The organism is Ruminococcus sp. MSJ-25 (assembly GCF_018917825.1).
GTDB classification, from domain to species: Bacteria; Bacillota; Clostridia; order Oscillospirales; family Ruminococcaceae; genus Hominimerdicola; species Hominimerdicola aceti.
Window position 1 is genome coordinate 38,723 of record NZ_JAHLPI010000010.1, and the last position, 18,006, is coordinate 56,728.

11 protein-coding genes and 1 pseudogene are annotated in these 18,006 nt (G+C 44.8%); 8 read left to right on the plus strand and 4 right to left on the minus strand.

Going from position 1 to position 18,006, the window contains the following annotated elements; genetic code table 11:
- The first annotated feature begins 204 nt into the window (after positions 1 to 204).
- The 4 genes from KQH97_RS02915 (at position 205) to KQH97_RS02930 (ending at position 7,453) form a co-directional block, all read left to right on the plus strand.
- Positions 205 to 924 carry a TetR/AcrR family transcriptional regulator gene (locus tag KQH97_RS02915; protein WP_367614651.1) on the plus strand — a complete coding sequence of 240 codons (720 nt, stop codon included), beginning with the start codon at positions 205 to 207 and terminating at the stop codon, positions 922 to 924.
- Entirely contained in the window at positions 921 to 5,498 is a 4,578-nt protein-coding gene (locus tag KQH97_RS08835; protein WP_216552627.1) for an NPXTG-anchored protein, read from the plus strand. The genes KQH97_RS02915 and KQH97_RS08835 overlap by 4 nt, the downstream gene beginning before the upstream one ends.
- 164 nt (positions 5,499 to 5,662) lie before the next feature.
- A complete protein-coding gene (gene pduL / locus KQH97_RS02925; protein WP_253286352.1) occupies positions 5,663 to 6,238 on the plus strand; it encodes a phosphate propanoyltransferase in 576 nt (191 codons plus the stop codon).
- Positions 6,239 to 6,436: 198 nt separating this feature from the next.
- Entirely contained in the window at positions 6,437 to 7,453 is a 1,017-nt protein-coding gene (locus tag KQH97_RS02930; protein ID WP_216552629.1) for a CPBP family intramembrane glutamic endopeptidase, read from the plus strand.
- A 64-nt stretch (positions 7,454 to 7,517) separates the two neighbouring features.
- Here KQH97_RS02930 and KQH97_RS02935 read toward each other — a convergent pair whose 3' ends face one another.
- Positions 7,518 to 8,936 carry an ABC transporter substrate-binding protein gene (locus KQH97_RS02935; protein WP_181979838.1) on the minus strand — a complete coding sequence of 473 codons (1,419 nt, stop codon included), beginning with the start codon at positions 8,934 to 8,936 and terminating at the stop codon, positions 7,518 to 7,520.
- A 424-nt stretch (positions 8,937 to 9,360) separates the two neighbouring features.
- Between KQH97_RS02935 and KQH97_RS02940 the strand changes: the two genes are divergently transcribed.
- Both KQH97_RS02940 and nrdR read left to right on the plus strand, forming a co-directional pair.
- Positions 9,361 to 10,536, plus strand: coding sequence for a glycosidase (locus KQH97_RS02940; RefSeq protein ID WP_117928113.1), 1,176 nt, complete (start codon positions 9,361 to 9,363; stop codon positions 10,534 to 10,536).
- Positions 10,537 to 10,943: 407 nt separating this feature from the next.
- The gene (gene nrdR, locus KQH97_RS02945; RefSeq protein ID WP_022288601.1) at positions 10,944 to 11,396 is read left to right on the plus strand and encodes a transcriptional regulator NrdR; all 453 of its coding nucleotides are present in this window, start codon (positions 10,944 to 10,946) and stop codon (positions 11,394 to 11,396) included.
- Positions 11,397 to 12,474: 1,078 nt separating this feature from the next.
- Here the strand turns inward: nrdR and KQH97_RS02950 are convergent.
- Both KQH97_RS02950 and KQH97_RS02955 read right to left on the minus strand, forming a co-directional pair.
- Positions 12,475 to 14,253, minus strand: a complete 1,779-nt coding sequence (locus KQH97_RS02950) for a glycoside hydrolase family 44 protein (RefSeq protein WP_216552631.1) — start codon at positions 14,251 to 14,253, stop codon at positions 12,475 to 12,477.
- A gap of 16 nt (positions 14,254 to 14,269) precedes the next feature.
- Positions 14,270 to 15,814: an alpha-amylase family glycosyl hydrolase gene (locus KQH97_RS02955; protein ID WP_216552633.1), complete on the minus strand. Its 1,545-nt coding sequence runs from the start codon at positions 15,812 to 15,814 to the stop codon at positions 14,270 to 14,272.
- A 135-nt stretch (positions 15,815 to 15,949) separates the two neighbouring features.
- On the opposite strand from KQH97_RS02955, the gene KQH97_RS02960 reads away from it, so the two are divergent.
- Both KQH97_RS02960 and KQH97_RS02970 read left to right on the plus strand, forming a co-directional pair.
- Positions 15,950 to 16,840: an AraC family transcriptional regulator gene (locus tag KQH97_RS02960; protein WP_216552635.1), complete on the plus strand. Its 891-nt coding sequence runs from the start codon at positions 15,950 to 15,952 to the stop codon at positions 16,838 to 16,840.
- A 60-nt stretch (positions 16,841 to 16,900) separates the two neighbouring features.
- Positions 16,901 to 17,338: pseudogene (locus tag KQH97_RS02970) on the plus strand (GGDEF domain-containing protein).
- 241 nt (positions 17,339 to 17,579) lie between these two features.
- Here the strand turns inward: KQH97_RS02970 and KQH97_RS02975 are convergent.
- On the minus strand, positions 17,580 to 17,984 hold the full coding sequence (locus KQH97_RS02975) for a hypothetical protein (protein WP_216552639.1): 405 nt from the start codon (positions 17,982 to 17,984) through the stop codon (positions 17,580 to 17,582).
- Between the last annotated feature and the right edge of the window lie 22 nt (positions 17,985 to 18,006).

The following is an 18,006-nucleotide window of genomic DNA, read 5'->3' on the forward strand; positions in this document are numbered from 1 at the left end:
ATTCGTAATTTGATTATACCATACTTTTTATAATAATACAAGAGTTTTGCTTTAAATCATTAAGGCAAAAATAATACAAAAAAATCGTTGCCCATTGTAAAATTTCGCTGTTACCCCTTTCTAACACTTGACAAATTGTGTTACATATGCTATAACTAATACATATACTAATTATAAATCATTATTAATAAACAATGAAAAGAGGTGATACATATTTCTACAAGAAAAGACGGTATCGAAACGAAAAAAAAGATACTCACTGTATGCGTCCAACTGTTTCTGGAACAGGGGTATAAACAGACAACTATCTCACAGATAGTGAAAAAAGCTGGCGTTGCAAGAGGAAGCTTTCAGAACTTATTCTCCACAAAAGACGCTATTCTAATGGAACTTGTGGGCACGATGTTCAGCGGACAATTTGGAGTGGCAAAGAACATTGTTGGTGATAATATGTCGCCGATATACACATATGCTGTGGAAACTGCCATACAGATAACCCTCACTGAGCTGAATGAAAATCTCCGAGAGATCTACATTGAAGCTTATACTATGCCTGAAACGGCTGAGTATATCTATGTCCACACTACGGCGGAACTGAAACAGATATTCGGCTCGAATTTTCCGGGCTATACCGAAAGCGATTTCTATGAAATGGAAATTGGAACATCAGGAATAATGCGCAACTATATGGCAAGAAAATGCGATATCCATTTTCCTCTTGACCACAAGCTTAGACGTTTTCTTACGGCGGCAATGCGAGTGTATAAAGTACCGGAGGAAGAACAGGCAAAAGTGCTTGCATTTATCAAATCGCTTGATATTAGAGCTATCGCCACAGAGGTCATGTATAAGCTGTTTGCAATGTTGGAAATGACATTCGATTTTAAACTTTCAAAAGACGACGAAATGGGGGAAACAAGGTGAAAAAACGGTTATTGAGCATCATACTTACTCTATGTATGGTAATGTCCATTACGCCTTTGAACGCATTTGCGGTCACAGAATATGGCATATGGATAGGTGAAGAACAGGTAACGTCTGATAAAACATGGAGCAAACAGGGCTGGAAATACGATATACAAAGCAAGACCCTGACGCTTCTTGGTTACAATATGGCGACTATAGGCAAACGTATAAACGGCAACAGCGAAAGACCCAGCCGATTTGGTCTTATATACGTTGAAGGCGAACAAGATCTGAACATAAAGCTTGTCGGCAGCATTGATCTTGGCGACAGCCCATTTTCAAGCCAAGCCGCAACAAAATACAATGAGAGCTACAGCGGAATTTACGCTCCTGACAGTAATATCACTATCATTGGCGACGGAACATTTTCAGCAGTAACACATGACGCAGCAATATACTGCTCAAATCTTACTATCGGCGACGGAACTGAACAAAATGCTACTAATGTATCGTGCGAAAGCTTCGGCGCTTGCATTATCGTAAAGTATAATATGATAGTTAATGACTACAGTACTGTCTGGGCTTGCGCAAACGGACCAACTGTGGGCATGAACGGCATTTATGTCGAGGGGTCGCTTTATGTAAACGGCACTAATACCACCGTAGAGGGTCGTGCTACATACAGACCTGTTAAGGGAGAGTGCACCAATTACACACACTACAGACCAAAAAATCTCACTTCAGGCGGATATTTCAACAATGCAGGTTCAACTATTGCAGGAATAATGGTATATGGAATTTTGACAGTTGACGGCAGTAAGGTCGAAGGTAACGTCTTTAAAGAGATATACAAACCACAAGAGTATGATTCAGAATACACCTCAGGCCTTGAAGCAGGCGGTATCGTAATAAAGAACAACGCCACAGTAGAAGGCAGAAACATTAATCCGTCCACGCCGGGATTCATGGAATATGGCGTACAAGTTCACCATTACGCCATAAAATTTTTAGGAAAAGGACGTGTCCGTGCCGGAACAGAGTATGTGGATTATGAAAGCGTCAATCGTGGTTTCCGTAAATCAGGCGGCAACGAAATAACAGTTTCGGGACGGCTGAAACTCTATGAAAGCGATACTTGTCCCGCTGACTTCAAGAAGTTTGCGCAGTATGGCTTCGGAGGGTATACAGAGTATTATACAGAAAACATGGATGACATCTATATAAAAGATGATAATGGCCGTGGTAAAATGTCATATTTCAAGGATATGCATGATTATGAAACATTTTATTTAGCAAGCGGAATAGATCTAAAAGATATATATGAAATCGATCTGGACACCAACGTTCCATTTGATGTAAACATACTTTCAGGCGATATCAAAATGAACATAGATATCAAAAGCGGTTTTGAGCTTCCGAAGATCATTGTCTATGACGGCGCAACTTTAAAATTAAAGACCTCCCCTGATAAAACATATAATTTCACTTATCCTATCGAGCTGAAAGGCGGCACGATAGAATTTACAAACAGTGCGATCGTGCGAGGACTTAACATTGTAGGAGAGGGCAAGGTCATCATTGATAGCGGAAACTACTCTGGAACGCTTGGTGACAACGTAATCTTGCAGATATCAGGCGGAAGCGCTGACTTCAATGACAACGGCAAGGCTGTGGACGCAAAAGGAAACTCGGTACACAAGTACACCTATGTTGCAAGGGGTGCAGATGGCAATGAGTTTATAGGCAGTGCTAACACACGTCAGCCGCCATATGACGATTTTTATGGCTATAACCGCTCAGAAATATTCCATGACGGAAACAAGCTTCATCTCTGGCTCAAGTCACAGGATTCCATTTATGGCGTGAATGCTTTTAAAATAAAAGCTGACGGCACTCTTGAAGATGAGAACACCTATTTTAATCTGCGTTATGGAACGAATATCTTAGAGCATAGGATACCTTTTGATCCTATAACATTAAAATACTTTGTTGTGAAAAAGAACGACGTCGTTACGCTGAAAACAATGGAAAACGAGCCGTCCTCACTGCAAGACAGTGATATCCGAGTAGAATGGTACAGTGTTGAAAACGACAAGCGCACAAAAATAAATGCCCATGGCACAAGCATGTATGTGGGGCGTATGGGCAACAGTGACAATGGTACGCATTATCAGGCAGATGTATATTATTTAGGCTGGGATTCCAAGCTCAATCATTCCTATACCTATGACGCATATATCTTCATTGACGAGCCGGTATTTACTGCTCCTGACAAATTCCACTTGGATAAAAAGGCAAAATTCGAGGTCACAAACAATACACCAAATGGCGCAGTACGGCTGAATTACCTATGGGAAGTGAGCAAGGACGGCGGAAAGACTTTCACCGCCATTGACGGCGAAACTTCTTCTGTTTACGAGCCTACTATAGAAAGCCAAATGAACGGCTGGCAGATAAGATGCAAAACATGGGTATCAACAGGCGACGGACAAAAAACTGAGCCGACCGTTTTCGGCCCTGTTACGATAAACTTCTCCGAAAAAGCACCGGTCATAGTAAAACATCCGCAAAGCGGTGCAACAAACGCTCCTAGCCAGCCTAAACCTGTTAAGCCCGGAGAAATAACTATCGTAATTGAACGTTACTATTTCTTCAATGTAGAAGCAACAGGCAGTGAACCGCTCCAATATCAGTGGCAGGAAAGCAGCGATAACGGAGAAACTTTCGTTGATATCCCATATACCAACGACAATTCACATTCATTAAAAGTGCGAAAAGAAAACAACGGAAAGCTTGTGCGCTGTGTTGTATCAAATGAATACGGCTCTGTAGTTTCAAATGCGGCAAAGCTTACAATATATTATTCTCCTGAGTTTACAGCCTCACTCGGCAATAAGACCATAAACAGCGGAGAAAAGGCTACGTTCACACTTCCTATCGCTCAGGGAAATCCTTACGGAGCTGAGGTGATATGGCAGGTGAGCAAGGACGATGGAAAGACTTTTGCAGACGTTACCGAAGCTGACGGAACGTTCTCTCTTGATTCAAAAGTCGTGGACGGCAAGGAAGAATGGTCGACTACATTCACCACCTGTGCAACGAACATAAGCTTTAACGGATATATGTACAGATGTACGGTCAAAAACGCTGAAAATGCGGACTATGTGGGTACTTGGGTATCGGAAAAAGCAACGCTTACAGTAAAAAGAAACTGCGCAGAAGACGGACATATATTTGACGAGGGAAAGATAATCTCCGAGCCGACTTGCATCGATAAGGGTGTGAAGAGGTTTAATTGCTCCGAATGTTCACAGTACAAAGATGAGCCTATAAACCCATTGGGACATGATTGGAAAGAAGCGACCTGCACAGCTCCAAAGACCTGCAAACGCTGTCAGGCTACTGAGGGCGAGCCTATCGAACACAGCTTCGGCGATTATATATCCGACGAAAACGGACATTGGAAGCAGTGCAGTGAGTGCGGAACTGACAGCCAAAAGGAACTTCACGCCTACAAGTGGAATACGGAAGGCGGTGAATATTGGCAGGAATGTACAATTTGCGGATATGAAACGAAAAAATCAACTATTTTGAAGATATCCATAAACGGAACTGACGAGACCTGTCCTTTAGGTGATTATGAATTTACATTTGCTCTGCCTGAGGGCTGTACTGACGTGACAGCAGGCTTCAGATTTGCAGGCGACGGTACAGAATTGGCGTTTACCGCAAAAGACGATCTTTACACCGCAAAGGTAAGTGCGTCAGATCTTGAGAGCGGAACAATGACGGTTTACGCTTCGGCAAAACTCAAAGACGGTTTTGTCATCACAGGTGAAAAAGGAGTAACCGTGCTCGAAAACCATGTGGGCGGCACTGCGACTTGTACTGAAAAAGCAAAGTGCAAATTCTGTAATAAAGAATACGGCGACCTTGACCCGACAAATCACACAGGCAAACCTGTTTGGGACTTTGACACCAAAGAACATGAGAAAAAATATGATTGCTGCGGCGAGGTAACTATCGAGAGAGAATCCCACGAATGGAACGCAGGCGAATGTACAGAGTGTGGATACAAGTGTACACATTCCGGCGGCAAAGCGACCTGCACAAAGAAAGCCACCTGCGATATCTGCGGCAGTGAATACGGCGATATCGACCAGAACAATCATGGAAAGCTCACACATATAGATAAAGTTGACGCAACACATGACAAAGAGGGAAATATCGAGTATTGGTACTGCGAAGAATGCGGCAAGTATTTCGGTGACAAGGACGGCACAAAGGAGATACAAAAGGCAGACACTATTACAGATAAGCTGAAAGACACTCCAAGTGATGACAAAAAAGATAACTCAAAGCCAGATAAAACGAAAGACGATACTAACGAGAGCAAGACAGACAGCTCTACAGCAGAAAAGCCGAAAAACGATTCAAGCGAAATCAAGGCAGACAGCTCCACGGCTGATAAGCCTAAGAGCGAGCAGAAAAATCCACAGACCGGAAGCGGCAGTGGTATGAGCCTTTGGCTTGCAATGCTGTTGATAAGCGGCAGTGCGGCAATGGGAATAAAGAAAAAACACAAGAAATAACTGATCTCTTAACTGCACACAGCGGTTGTCTCAAACGGCAGCCGCTGTTTTTTTGATCAACATGACAAAAAATTTGTTACCCAAAGTTAAATTACCCCTTGACCTGTGGCGAAAATAGTAGTAAAATAGAAATGTAAATACAATAATTGAAAGGAATGTTCATCATGCCAAAGTTTATCGTTGAAACATCTGCACGTCACGTTCACGTTACTCAGGAAACTCTTGAAACGCTGTTCGGAAAGGGTGCAACACTTACAAAGAAGAAAGATCTTTCACAGCCTGGTCAGTTTGCTTGTGAGGAGAGAGTTACAGTTGTAGGTCCTAAGAAAGAGCTTGCAAATGTTTCTATCCTCGGTCCTGTAAGAAAAGCAGACCAGATCGAGCTTTCAGCTACAGACGCACGTTCTATCGGTGTTGCCGCTCCTATCAGAGAGTCAGGCGACACAGCAGACTCAGGCGCTTGCAAGCTTGTTGGCCCATGTGGCGAAGTAGAGTGTTCTGAGGGCGTTATCGTTGCTAAAAGACATATCCATATGACGCCTGCTGACGCTGAAACATTCGGCGTAAAGGATAAGGATATCGTTGCAGTCAAGATAGAGTCTGCAGAAAGAACAGCTATCCTCTGCGACACTGTTATCAGAGTAAGCGACAAGTTCGCTCTTGCTATGCACATTGATACAGACGAGTCAAACGCTGTAGGTGCAGGCAGAGAGCAGTACGGCGAGATAGTAAAGCTCTAATTTCATAGTACATATAAGACCGCTCATCATAGGGCGGTCTTTTTTCATAAAAAAAAATCATCGCCGCAGGCGATACCACAATTCCTCATTCCTCACTCCTCATTCCTCACTAGTAGTACAACGTTTCGATTGACACAAAACTCCACCTGTGATATAATTTTCTTGTAAAACACATAACGCAAATATGGAGATCATAAAATGAATAACGATACAATAAAACTTATACGAAAAACCTCAAACGTAAATTCACTTATGGTGATAATTTTCTATGTGCTTGATATCGTACTTATAAGACTTGGCGACTTGTCGGTGTACCATATCGCAGGAAAGTCCGCCTACTATGAGGATATCGCTCAGCTTGTGAGCTACTGCATACAGTATCTAGTAGTTGTGCCAATAGTTCTTGTGGTATTCAGACTTGTGAGCGGCAAAAAAGAAGGTCTGAAAATAACAGCCTGTTTCAGAAAGCCTTCAATGCCTGCAAAATGGGTCGCAAAATGGATCGTCATATCATTCGGGCTTATCTATGCCGCAAATTATATCAACACATTTATTTTCTCATATGTGCAGAAAGCTTCGGGAACGAGCCTTAAAGGCGTTGACTTCACTTCAAGCGGCACTGCCCTGGGGGGCGTAACGAGCGTGCTGGCAATGTCAGTGCTTGCACCATTTTTTGAGGAGCTTATGTTCAGAGGTACGCTTTTCAGAAATGCTGAAAAATGCGGACAGCTCACAGGCATTATAATGGTGGGTCTGACATTCGGTCTTTGGCATGGAAGCTATCAGCAGATACTCTATGCGGCTGTTATGGGTATGTGTGCCTGCTTTATGGTTGCAAAAACAGGATCTATCTTCCCGTCTTTGATACTTCACTTCACCATGAACACTATCGGAGCAATTCAGAGCGTCGCACTTGGTTCCATAGACTTTGACAAGTTTGCCGCAGACCTTGAAAAAGGTCAGATCACAGGCACAGCACCAATGATAATAATTGCTGTCGCTCTTCTCTCTTTCGGTCTTATGATAGTAGGACTTGTACTTTTTGTAAAAGAGCTTAGGTATCACCGTGACAGCTTCAGGCTCATAAACTTCTGCCCTGACGTTTCACAAGGCAAAAAGATAGTCATCTATCTCACCGCACCAGTTACCATACTCGCCTTTGCCGGGCTTATCTTCATCACAGTCCGCACAGCTTTAGGTCTTGGGCTATTCTAAAATACGCATAAAAATAACGCAGACTTTTTACAGCCTGCGTTATTTTTTTATCAGGAGTTATTTATTATGATTTAAGGCTTGCGATCTTCTGGTTGAGTTCCTTTATCTCGGAATCTACAGTTGCAGAATACTTCTCACGAACCTGCGTCCATGTGGACTGTACACCTTCTTCATTAACATTTGAAGCATCACTGTAGAGTGCGTCAACAAGGCACTGGTTTCCGTCAAACTGCTTTCTGTCACCGAGAGCGGAAGATATACCGTAAGCATAGTCAAAGAGCATAAGGTAATCGTCAGAAACAACGTCCATTTTCACATCATACATCTCGTCTGTCCAATTAGGGTTGTTCTCCATGAACTTGTCCTTGTTTGTCTGCTCATACTTAGGATCTGTCTTTGAAGCTCTTACGCACTCGAACCAGCACTTAACAGCTTCGCTTCTTGTTGAGCCTTTTACCCACATGAAAGCTGTCATATCAGAAGTTGTTATCTTCTGCTGATTATCGTCATACTGAGGAATAGGAACAACGCCCCAGTTCTCGCCCTCCTTCGGAGTCTGGTTGCCTGTGTAAGCCCACTCGCCCATTGCATAGAACAAGCAGTTCTGATTGAAGCAATCTCTTGCAGAGCCTACCCAGCCGTTAAGGATAAGTCCATCCTTCATCATATTATAAAGGAAGTTCTGAGCCTTTTCGATATCAGGGTCGTTAAGGTTGCTTGAAAACTCGTTTGTTGCAGGGTCATAGTTTACAAGACGCTTGCCTGTCTGCTGAACAACGTGCGCTCTGAAGAAGCCGTTTACACCGTAACGCTCAGTATCAGCCGGTGCGTTGCCAACATATGAGGACATGATATCCTCCCAATTCTTCCAAGTCCACTCATTGTTTACATAAAGCTCATATGGATCGTCAAGACCCTCTGCGTCAATGATATCCTTATCATAGCAGAGCATCGCAGAAGCAGAATAGCCAAGAGGTGCAACATAGTGCTTTCCATTGAGCATGAACTGATCTGCTGTATCCTTTGTTGCAGACCACAAAGGCTGGCTGAAATCAACTATGCTGTCAATAGGCTGATACATATCCTTTACTACCTGTGAGGGGAATGCAAGCCACTCATACTTGAATATATCAGGGATATCCTTGTTAGCTGTGATAGCAGCGGCAAGATTATCAAACCTGTCTTCATTTGAAGTCTGCTGGAATCTTATCTTTCCGCCCTTGCTCTCAAAAAGCTGAAGCTCTGTACTCTTCTCAGGATTGCCCTTAGTAGGGTTAAGGTCGCCCTCGCCGAGATAAAGTATCTCTTTTTCAGCACCCTCAGGGATAGCCTCGATAGATTCCGTGTCAGCTACCGCAACGTTCTCTGTTGCAGAAAAATCGTCCTCCGCCTTGCTTGAAGAGTTTGATGAGCTTCCGCAACCCGCTACTCCTGTTGCCATTGACAAAGCCATTACAGCCGCTATGTACTTTTTGTAATTCATAAAATATTCCTCCATAATTCAATATTTTAGCATCAAAGCTGTCCGTGTGTAGTTGATGAGTTCATATATTAAATCTTGCTATAATTATACAACACATATAAAGCTATTGTCAATCACCATTATAGCACAATTATCAGCAATTTCATTGTACACTTTGCACAATGAAATCCATGTGTATTGTTAAAACACAATATTACAATCAATATCGTATAAAATATGCATATAAAGTTCAAATATTTAATATGCAGTTTGAAAGCCTTTTGTAGAAAACATTAACACAGGCGGTAAAAAATGCACCGTATTTATGCAGTTCGTAAAACTTTTTTCATGTAATCGTTTGATGTTTTCAGTGGTACTTGTAATTAGCGAATTATTATAGTATACTTGTTTAAGAAGATTTTTTACCGAAAGGAAATTGCTTGATATGACAGATTTTGAAAGAAACAAAGCAAGGGTGACAGCCAAATATGAGGCTCTCATCAACAGAAAAAACATTGTGTCAGACAGCTACAACGGAATTTATGACAGATACGTTTACCCTGTTCTGACAGCCGCACACGCACCTATTATCTGGAAATATGACATGAACCCTGAGACAAATCCATACTTCATGGAGAGATTGGGCATAAACGCAGTACTGAACTCAGGCGCTATTTATCTCAACGGCAAGTATTACCTTGTTGCAAGAGTTGAGGGCAATGACAGAAAGTCATTTTTTGCAGTAGCAGAGAGCGACAGCCCTGTTGACGGCTTCCGTTTCTGGGACTTCCCTGTTCAGCTTCCTGACACTGAACCGGAGGAAACAAACGTATACGATATGAGACTTACTCAGCATGAGGACGGCTGGATATACGGTGTATTCTGCTCAGAAAGCAAAGACAAGACTTCAAACGATCTTTCTGCCGCAACAGCTCAGGCTGGAATCGTAAGGACAAAGGATCTTAAGACATGGGAAAGACTTCCTAATCTCAAGTCCAAGTCACCACAGCAGAGAAACGTTGTACTTCACCCTGAGTTCGTTGACGGAAAGTACGCATTCTACACACGTCCACAGGACGATTTTATCGAAACCGGCTCAGGCGGAGGAGTATGCTTCGGTCTTTGCGAAGACATCACAAACCCTGTTATCTGCACAGATGAAGTTGTTATCTCACCAAGGCAGTATCACACAATCACAGAGGTAAAGAACGGTGCAGGCGCAGTGCCTATCAAGACACCAAAGGGTTGGATACACATTGCACATGGCGTAAGAAACACAGCCGCAGGTCTTAGATACGTAATTTATGTATTTGCAACTGACCTTAAAGACCCTTCCAAGCTAATCGCTTCGCCGTCAGGACTTTTCATTGCACCACACGGCAGTGAAAGAGTGGGCGACGTATCAAACGTTGCGTTCACAAACGGCGCGATCGTTCGTGAAAACGGTGACGTGTATATTTACTACGCTTCATCAGACACAAGACTTCACGTTGCGGCAACAACGATCGACAAGCTTATGGATTACACATTCAACACTCCGTCAGACCCACTGCGTTCTGTTGACTGCGTAAAGCAGAGATGCGAGCTTATCAGAAAAAATCTCGAATATCTTAACAAGTAATATATCAAACACAAACAGACGGCTTCTGCTGTCTGTTTTTTTGTACACTAAAACTTTTTTCAAGTCTGCCATATCCGTGCATAAATATTGCACTACCCATGTAGGGGACGTCGTCCTCGACGTCCCCTGGTTGTTTGCCCGACGAACTATACATTATCCGCACGGAATGTCTACACAAATCTGTGACAAAGCCAAAACTTTGACGCTACCAGAAACGGGACGTCGAGGGCGCCGTCCCCTACAATTATGCTATGGTTTGTCTGCCGCAAAACTGCTGAATCCCTTTACCGAAACTTTTTTTAATACCCTCTTGCAATCGTCCACAATCTATGGTATAATTAATTAATAAAAGCACAATATATGCAATATCACACACAACATTTTCTCTTAACTAAGGAGTGTTAATAATGAGATGTCCTTTTTGCAACTATGAAGATACAAGAGTAATAGATTCACGTCCAAGCGAGGGAAAAAAGCGTCGCCGCCGTGAGTGTCCGAAATGTGGAAAGCGTTTCACTACTTACGAGGTGGTCGAAAAGCCACAGCTTATGGTATACAAGCGTGACGGCTCGTTTGAGCCTTTTGACAGACAGAAGCTTATAAAAGGCATTCAGAACGCTATCAAAAAGCGTCCCGTCAGTGTTGACGATATGAAAAACCTTGTTGACGATATAGAGAACACCTTTGCAAACAAAATGCAGACTGAGACAACTACAAGCGAGATAGGCGATATGGTGCTTATGGGTCTGAAAAAGCTCGACCACGTTGCATATGTGCGTTTCGCTTCCGTTTACAAAGACTTCTCTGACGTTGATTCGTTCATTCAGATAATCACTGAGCTTTCTGACAAGAAGAAATAAATAAGAGCGTTCCGATAATTTTCGGGACGCTCAGCCTGTCGCAAAACCCCTAGATTCATCTCGAATCAGGGGTTTTGCTTTTATGCAACCAATAAACCAACAATAAATGTAATCAATTTTCGTAAAAAGTGTCAAAACAAAGCGATCTACACTCCGTGGAGAGATTCATATTGTAAAAGATCTGGTTGAATCTGTTCCGAGCAATATAAAACAGCAAGTAAAAAAATGAAATTTGGTCAAAAGAGCCAGCCTGCTCTAACTGAATACACGTTTCACATATATAGGACAGAACTCGGGCGAAATTTGCACTCGTTTACAAAAGATTCAAAAAGAATCAGCAAGCTGCATGATCAGGCATAGGCGATATATTGCCCTGTCCGTTAAAATGACAATGGGCGGCATAGTGATGATCTTACGCCTGTGATCGACACCAAACAGCCGAACCTGATGACAGATGTGCTGACTGCTCTCATTTTTAAGTATAACTGGAAAAATATCGCTGTGCCGTATATTCCAAAATCAGAATTATCTTTGCTTTCAGCTCTGGAAATTTCATATTTAAAATAGAGTTCTAACAGACATTATCTGTCTTATGAAAGCAGAAAGGACTCCATAACCGTTTGGTTACTGAGTCCTTATTCTTCTTATTGTATTTTTCATACAGCAGTCTGTTGCCGAGAAGGAAATGACGGAGATGATTTTAGAAAGAGGATATTAGCACGCATAGTTAAAGTGACTTTTTATAATCATTACCACCACAAAAGTGGTGGTTTGCTTTGCTCCAAAAAGGAACTGTTACTGACTTTGCCTCTCAAGAGACTCTGAGGGTTCAGCACCGCATTACATTCACTGGCAGCCCTTATATGTTAGGTGCTTAATTTCATTTGTTTATAACCTCCGTGTATTTTAATTTAGTAATGCAGTCGCCAAATTACTACTATTTTATCATATTCGGAGGTTTTTTTAAAGCGTTCGCTGAAGCTTTTTTATGTCCCCGGTAGAACCGGACGTTTAATTACACTAAAGCGCCCAAAAGAGCCCTCGAAAACGCTTTCAGGGCGTTTCCGAGAACCTGCGATCAGTGTTGATTTTTCTTTATCCTGAATACAGCAAACACTATAGCTGCCACAAGAGCCGCTGCCCCTCCGACTATCCCCAAGATAAGCGGGAGACTGCTTTTTTCCTCTCCCTTTTCGGCAGCGGAGGAAACAGCTTCTCTTGTATCAAGAGCTTCCTTATCCTTGGCAATTACCAGAAGCGATACCGTCCTTGGCTCCATTTCAAGAGTCAGGCTGCTGCCATTCAGTGTCACAGCCGGGTTTGAATCGGTCATATCAAATAACTGTGCTGACATACTGTTTATCCCGTAAAGGTGAGCGTACTTGTACTCGTTTCCAAGCTCGATATTTGCGGTCGTTTTGTCGTCAAACGCCTTGTTTGTCACTACGAGGGTGATGACGTCCTCGTTATCTCCGTTAATTGCAGCATAGGCGGTCGAGGTCTCGATATCGTCCGTGGTACAGGACACAAGCGTATCGCCAAAGCCGCTTCCGCTGCCGTCATAGTTGGTGTACAGATTGATCGCGGCAAGCTGATACTGTGCGTCCATTGTAAACAGGTTGGCAGCATAGACCCCGTTCTGTGCAAAAATGCCGAGGGTGTCCGCCTCCATTATAGCACCGCAGACATCGTAAGCTCCCTGAAAATCATATTCAGTGATGGCAAGCTTTGTGCCGGGGTAATAGGTATCTATTGACTCCTTAAGTGCCGGAAGTATCGGCAGGAACTCTGCGCCTGCGTCGGTTATCCAGCTGTCCTCGGTGTAGGTATCGTCCCAGAAGCTTCGGGTCGAGTTCAGCTTATTGTAAACACAGTCGGGATCGCCATAATGCTCGCAGTAGCGCTTTCCGCAGGCGCCCTTTGCCTCGGTGTAAAAATGCACATCGAGTACATCGAGCAGTCGCCTGCCGTTCTCGTCCTCTGCCTTCTTCATTTCGTCAAGATAGTAATCTATAAACCATTTGTACTCGGGGTTGTCGTTTTTTATCTCTTTCCAGTCAGGCGCATCAGCGAAATTCGTAAACGCCCCGTAGCCGAAAAGCGCAGGACCGAATATCTCGGCATTCGGGTCAATATCCTTTACTGCCTTAGACATAGTTACCGACTTTTCAACGATCTCAGCGCAGGTGGTTTTTTCGGGATGAACGAGTGAGTGAGTGCTGCTCCACAGCCCCGGCTCATTGTCGAGAGAATAGCCCCTGATGCCGCCGTTCTGTGAGTCTCCAAGGGTGTTCACAAGGTAGTTTACAAACTCGTCCATATAAACAGTGCCGTCATTCAGATCGGGCGTCAGGCTGAATTCATCGCCCTTTACAAGTTCAACCTTTTTCCAGCGGTCAGAGGGCGCTCTCTCAGCCTTGCTGACCTCGCCGTTCATGTCGGCAGAAACGTAGTCCGCAAGCTGCAGCGTCATAAGAGGGTATGCGCCCTTTGCGGTGCAGACCTCATTCAGCTTCAGAGCGGCACAGCCCGGCTTGTCCTTCATATCCTCCGGAACATTCTGCTGAAAATATCCGTCGGAGATGTTTTTCCAGTCAGCTCCTGCATTTGAAGCGTTCGTTTCCCAGTTGTAAGCGCTGTAGCGGTTGCCGCCCGCACGCACCGCCTTACAGGAAACGTCATTTTCCATAAGCTCCGCATTAACGCCGTAAATATAGGGAGAGATCGCTTTTCTATCCTTGCCCGTATCAACGGTTATGTTCACTGTTCTGCCCGATGAAGTGCCGCTCACCGAAAGCGTGCAGCTGAGCATTATGGACATTGCTGCCATAAAAGCCGCAAGATTTCTTATTCGCATAGTATCACTGTCCTTTTTAATCAAGCTTCACAAACGCTGCCGAGCCTGCTCCGATAACGCAGCTGTTGCCGCTTATCTCTGCACCGCTCCCGAAGCTGTATATAACCTCTCCAAGTGAGCCGCCGACCGTCAGCTCATAGGCGGAATCGGTAGGGTTTACTGCAACGAGTATTCTCTCGCCGTCAAAGCTTCTGACATATGCAAGAGGTCTGCCCTTTGCGCCGTCGCAGACAAACTCGATATCTCCAAGGCTTTGCAGAGCTTTGTGCGCCTGTCTTACTGCAATTAGCTTTTTGACCTCGCTGCGCAGCGAATTATTGACGGCAATCTGCTTCTCCGCAGTCGGTCTGTCGGGGTCGGGGTCAAGGGGGATATAGAGCTTCTCTGCCGGAGCGGAAGAAAATCCTGCATTCTCCGAGCTGTCCCACTGCATAGGTGAGCGCGAGCCGGTCCTGCCGTAACCGCCCTCAACAGAGTTCAGCCCCTCAACGTAGTTCATGCCGATCTCATCGCCGTAGTAGATGTAGGGTGCTCCCGGCATCGACAGCAGGAAGGCAAAGGCAAGCTTTCTGCGCTCTCCTTTGATGTGGCGGGCGAGTCTGTCCATATCGTGATTGCCCGAGGGTATGCAAATCAGTCCCTTACGCTGCGAACGCTCATAGCTATCCATATATTTGGACACAAACGCCGATGCGTCACCCTCTCCGCTGAAGAAGGGCTTTTCATTTCTGAACAGGTCGTTGTAGTGGGAAGACCCGAAGTGCAGCAGGAAGTCCATATGAAAGCCACCTGCAAGACTCTGGTAAGGCTCTCCCCACTCGGAGACCATTGCGGCCTCGGGGTATTCCTCGTCAAGAAATGCCCTTATGTTCTGCCAGAGGGCGATGTTGCCCTTCTGATCCTCATCGTTTTTGACAAGTGAACCTGCCATGTCCACACGAAAGCCGTCACAGCCCCGTGAAAGCCAGAAGCGCATGACGTCCTTGAGCGCCTCCCGGGTAGCTACAGCGCCCTCGGAATCCATAGACTGCTGCCAGGGAGCGTTCGGCTTGTAGAAGCCGTAGTTAAGAGCAGGCTGGTGGGTGAAGAAATTGACCGCACAGCTTCCGTCACGTTCGGATATGCCCCTTATTGACGGGTAGCCCGCAGGCTCCTCCCAAACGCTGTCCGTCCAGACATAGCGGTCGGTGAACTCGTTGCGGTCGGCCTTCATGCTTTCTTTGAACCAGGGGTGCTCCCATGAGGTGTGCCCCGGCACGAGGTCAAGCAGAACGTGCATACCCAGCTTGTGAGCCTCCTCGAACAGACGAACGAGGTCGTCATTTGTGCCGTATCTGGGGGCTACCCTGCAATAGTCCGAAACATCGTAGCCTGCATCCAAAAAGGGCGATTCAAAGCAGGGGTTTATCCATATCGCCGTGCAGCCCAGCTCCTTGATGTAGGGCAGCTTTTCGGTGATGCCGTTTATATTTCCGATGCCGTCACCGTCCGTGTCCTTGAAGGACTGGGGATAGATCTCATAAAATACTGCGTCGTCGAGCCAGTCAGGTCTTTTTGCCATAATAATTACCTCCGTATAAATATTCGTCAAGGGGTTGATTTGCTTGCTTCTGTATGATATAATACTACATATTGGAGAAAAAATCTACGCCGATAATATCATAAACCGATACTATAATACTTTTATGGTGATAATATGGAAAAAGCCGCATTAAAGGAACACCGCCGGCACAGCACAGCCGACAAGCCGTTTTCTTACTATATCTCGAATATTTCCGAATACTTTCCCAATGTTCCGCTGCACTGGCATAAGGAATTTGAGCTTAATGTCATTCTGGAGGGCGAGGGTGATTTTATAACGTGCGATAAACACTTTACAGCTTACAAGGGCGATATTGTGCTGACGCCGCCTGACATGCTCCATGCTGTTTATCAGCATGATGACAAGAGATGTGTCTACGATACCCTTGATCTTGACGGCTCCATGCTGGGCAGCCGTGACAATGACCGTGCCGCAGATGCGTTTATCGCACCTCTCATTTCAGGAGCGTACAGTATAGAAACTCACATTACCCCCGAGCATTGCTATTACAGCGAGCTTCTGACCACGGTGGAAAATATGATAAGTGCCGCCAAGGGTGACACGCCCCTTCTTGATATGCTGATAAAAAGCGAGCTGTTTCGGTTCATGTTCCTGCTCTATGAGAGCGGCAGCATTTCAAGGAACGGTTTTGTAAAAAAAAGCTCACTGATGCGCCCCGCGATAGAGTACATCAATGAGCATTTTACTGAGCCCCTCACCATAGACCAGCTTGCGGGCGTTGTTCACCTGAGCAAAAGCTATTTCATGGGTGCATTCAAGAGGGAAACCGGCGTCGGAGCAATGGAATATATAGCCCAGCTGCGCCTGAAGCTTGCAAGAGAGCTTTTGAGAGACACCGACAAAAGCGTTGCAGATATAGCTTTTGAATGCGGATATCACAACCTCTCGAACTTCAACAGGCAGTTCAGATCCGCCGGCGGCTGCTCTCCCAAGGAGTACCGCTCACGCTGCACAGACTCAGATCAGACAGTACAGAATGATTGAAAGGTTATCATTAAGCTGTACAGCCGTGTTTTCACTGTAGGTTTGTCAGACTGCTGCGGCATGAAAAGCTGGCTGCACGAAAAGGCTCAGAATGCCGCCCCTGACGATACTGCAATGGTACTTAGAACAGATATGGGCGGCTTGAAGGCGATAAATGACACCTTTGGCCATGCTGAAGGAGACTATGGGATCAGAACCGTCTCGAATGTTGTTTAGAGCATTGCCAGTAATGAAGAGATATGTGTACGCACAGGCGGTGATGAGTTTTGTCTTATAGGGATAGGAAAATACGCTGATGATGAACCGCAAAGACGAACAGAACGCTTTTTAAAAACACTCGAAGCTGTGGGTCGAAGTTCCGACAAGCCCTACGAGATAACAGCGAGCATAGGGTGGGCAAGTGCTCCTTACAGTGAAAATGTTGTAAGCGAGCTGCTCAAGACCGCTGATGAGCGAATGTATGAAAATAAGCTGATGAGAAAGAAAAACAGGATATGACATACAATCATATCACTGCTTATGGGTAAAAAATCTGATATCATTTGCGTACTTATAATACCTACCTTAGCTGCCGAATACACTCAGACACGGATAACCGTCCTGCTTCAGACGGCTATCCGTGTCTTATTATTACAGCTTTTCCAAATAGAAAATTCAGCCCTCAAAAGTTGGATCGCCGATCCCTCCGTGATATTATTTCTTGAATTTGCTGCTTATCTCGGCAAACTGTGATGCGATCTTACTCCTGCGCTCTTGCAGCTTCATCGACCTCTGCTGCTACCTCAGCCGCATCGCTCCAGTCCACAGCACTGCCGATCAAGGCACCGTAGCCGCCCATGATCATCATTCCAAGCGGTCCGCCTGCGATACCGAGGAGGGAACCAATAAGACCACCGACAGCGGTATCATTCGATGTTTGCGCACCCGTGTCGAAGCCGTCAAGTGTCTTGATCGAGCCCTCGGTATTCTTTGCGATGATAGCCTGAGATACGACATAATCATTTGTCACTGACCTTGCTTTAAGCTCTGAAAGCGCTTGAAAGCCCTCGCTTTCAACGCAAAATTTACGATAATGATGTTTTCCATAAAATATCCTCCTTGTTAAAATTAAAATCACCTTTGCACCGCAACTGATCGTAAGCATTACGTTCATTCGGCTTACTATC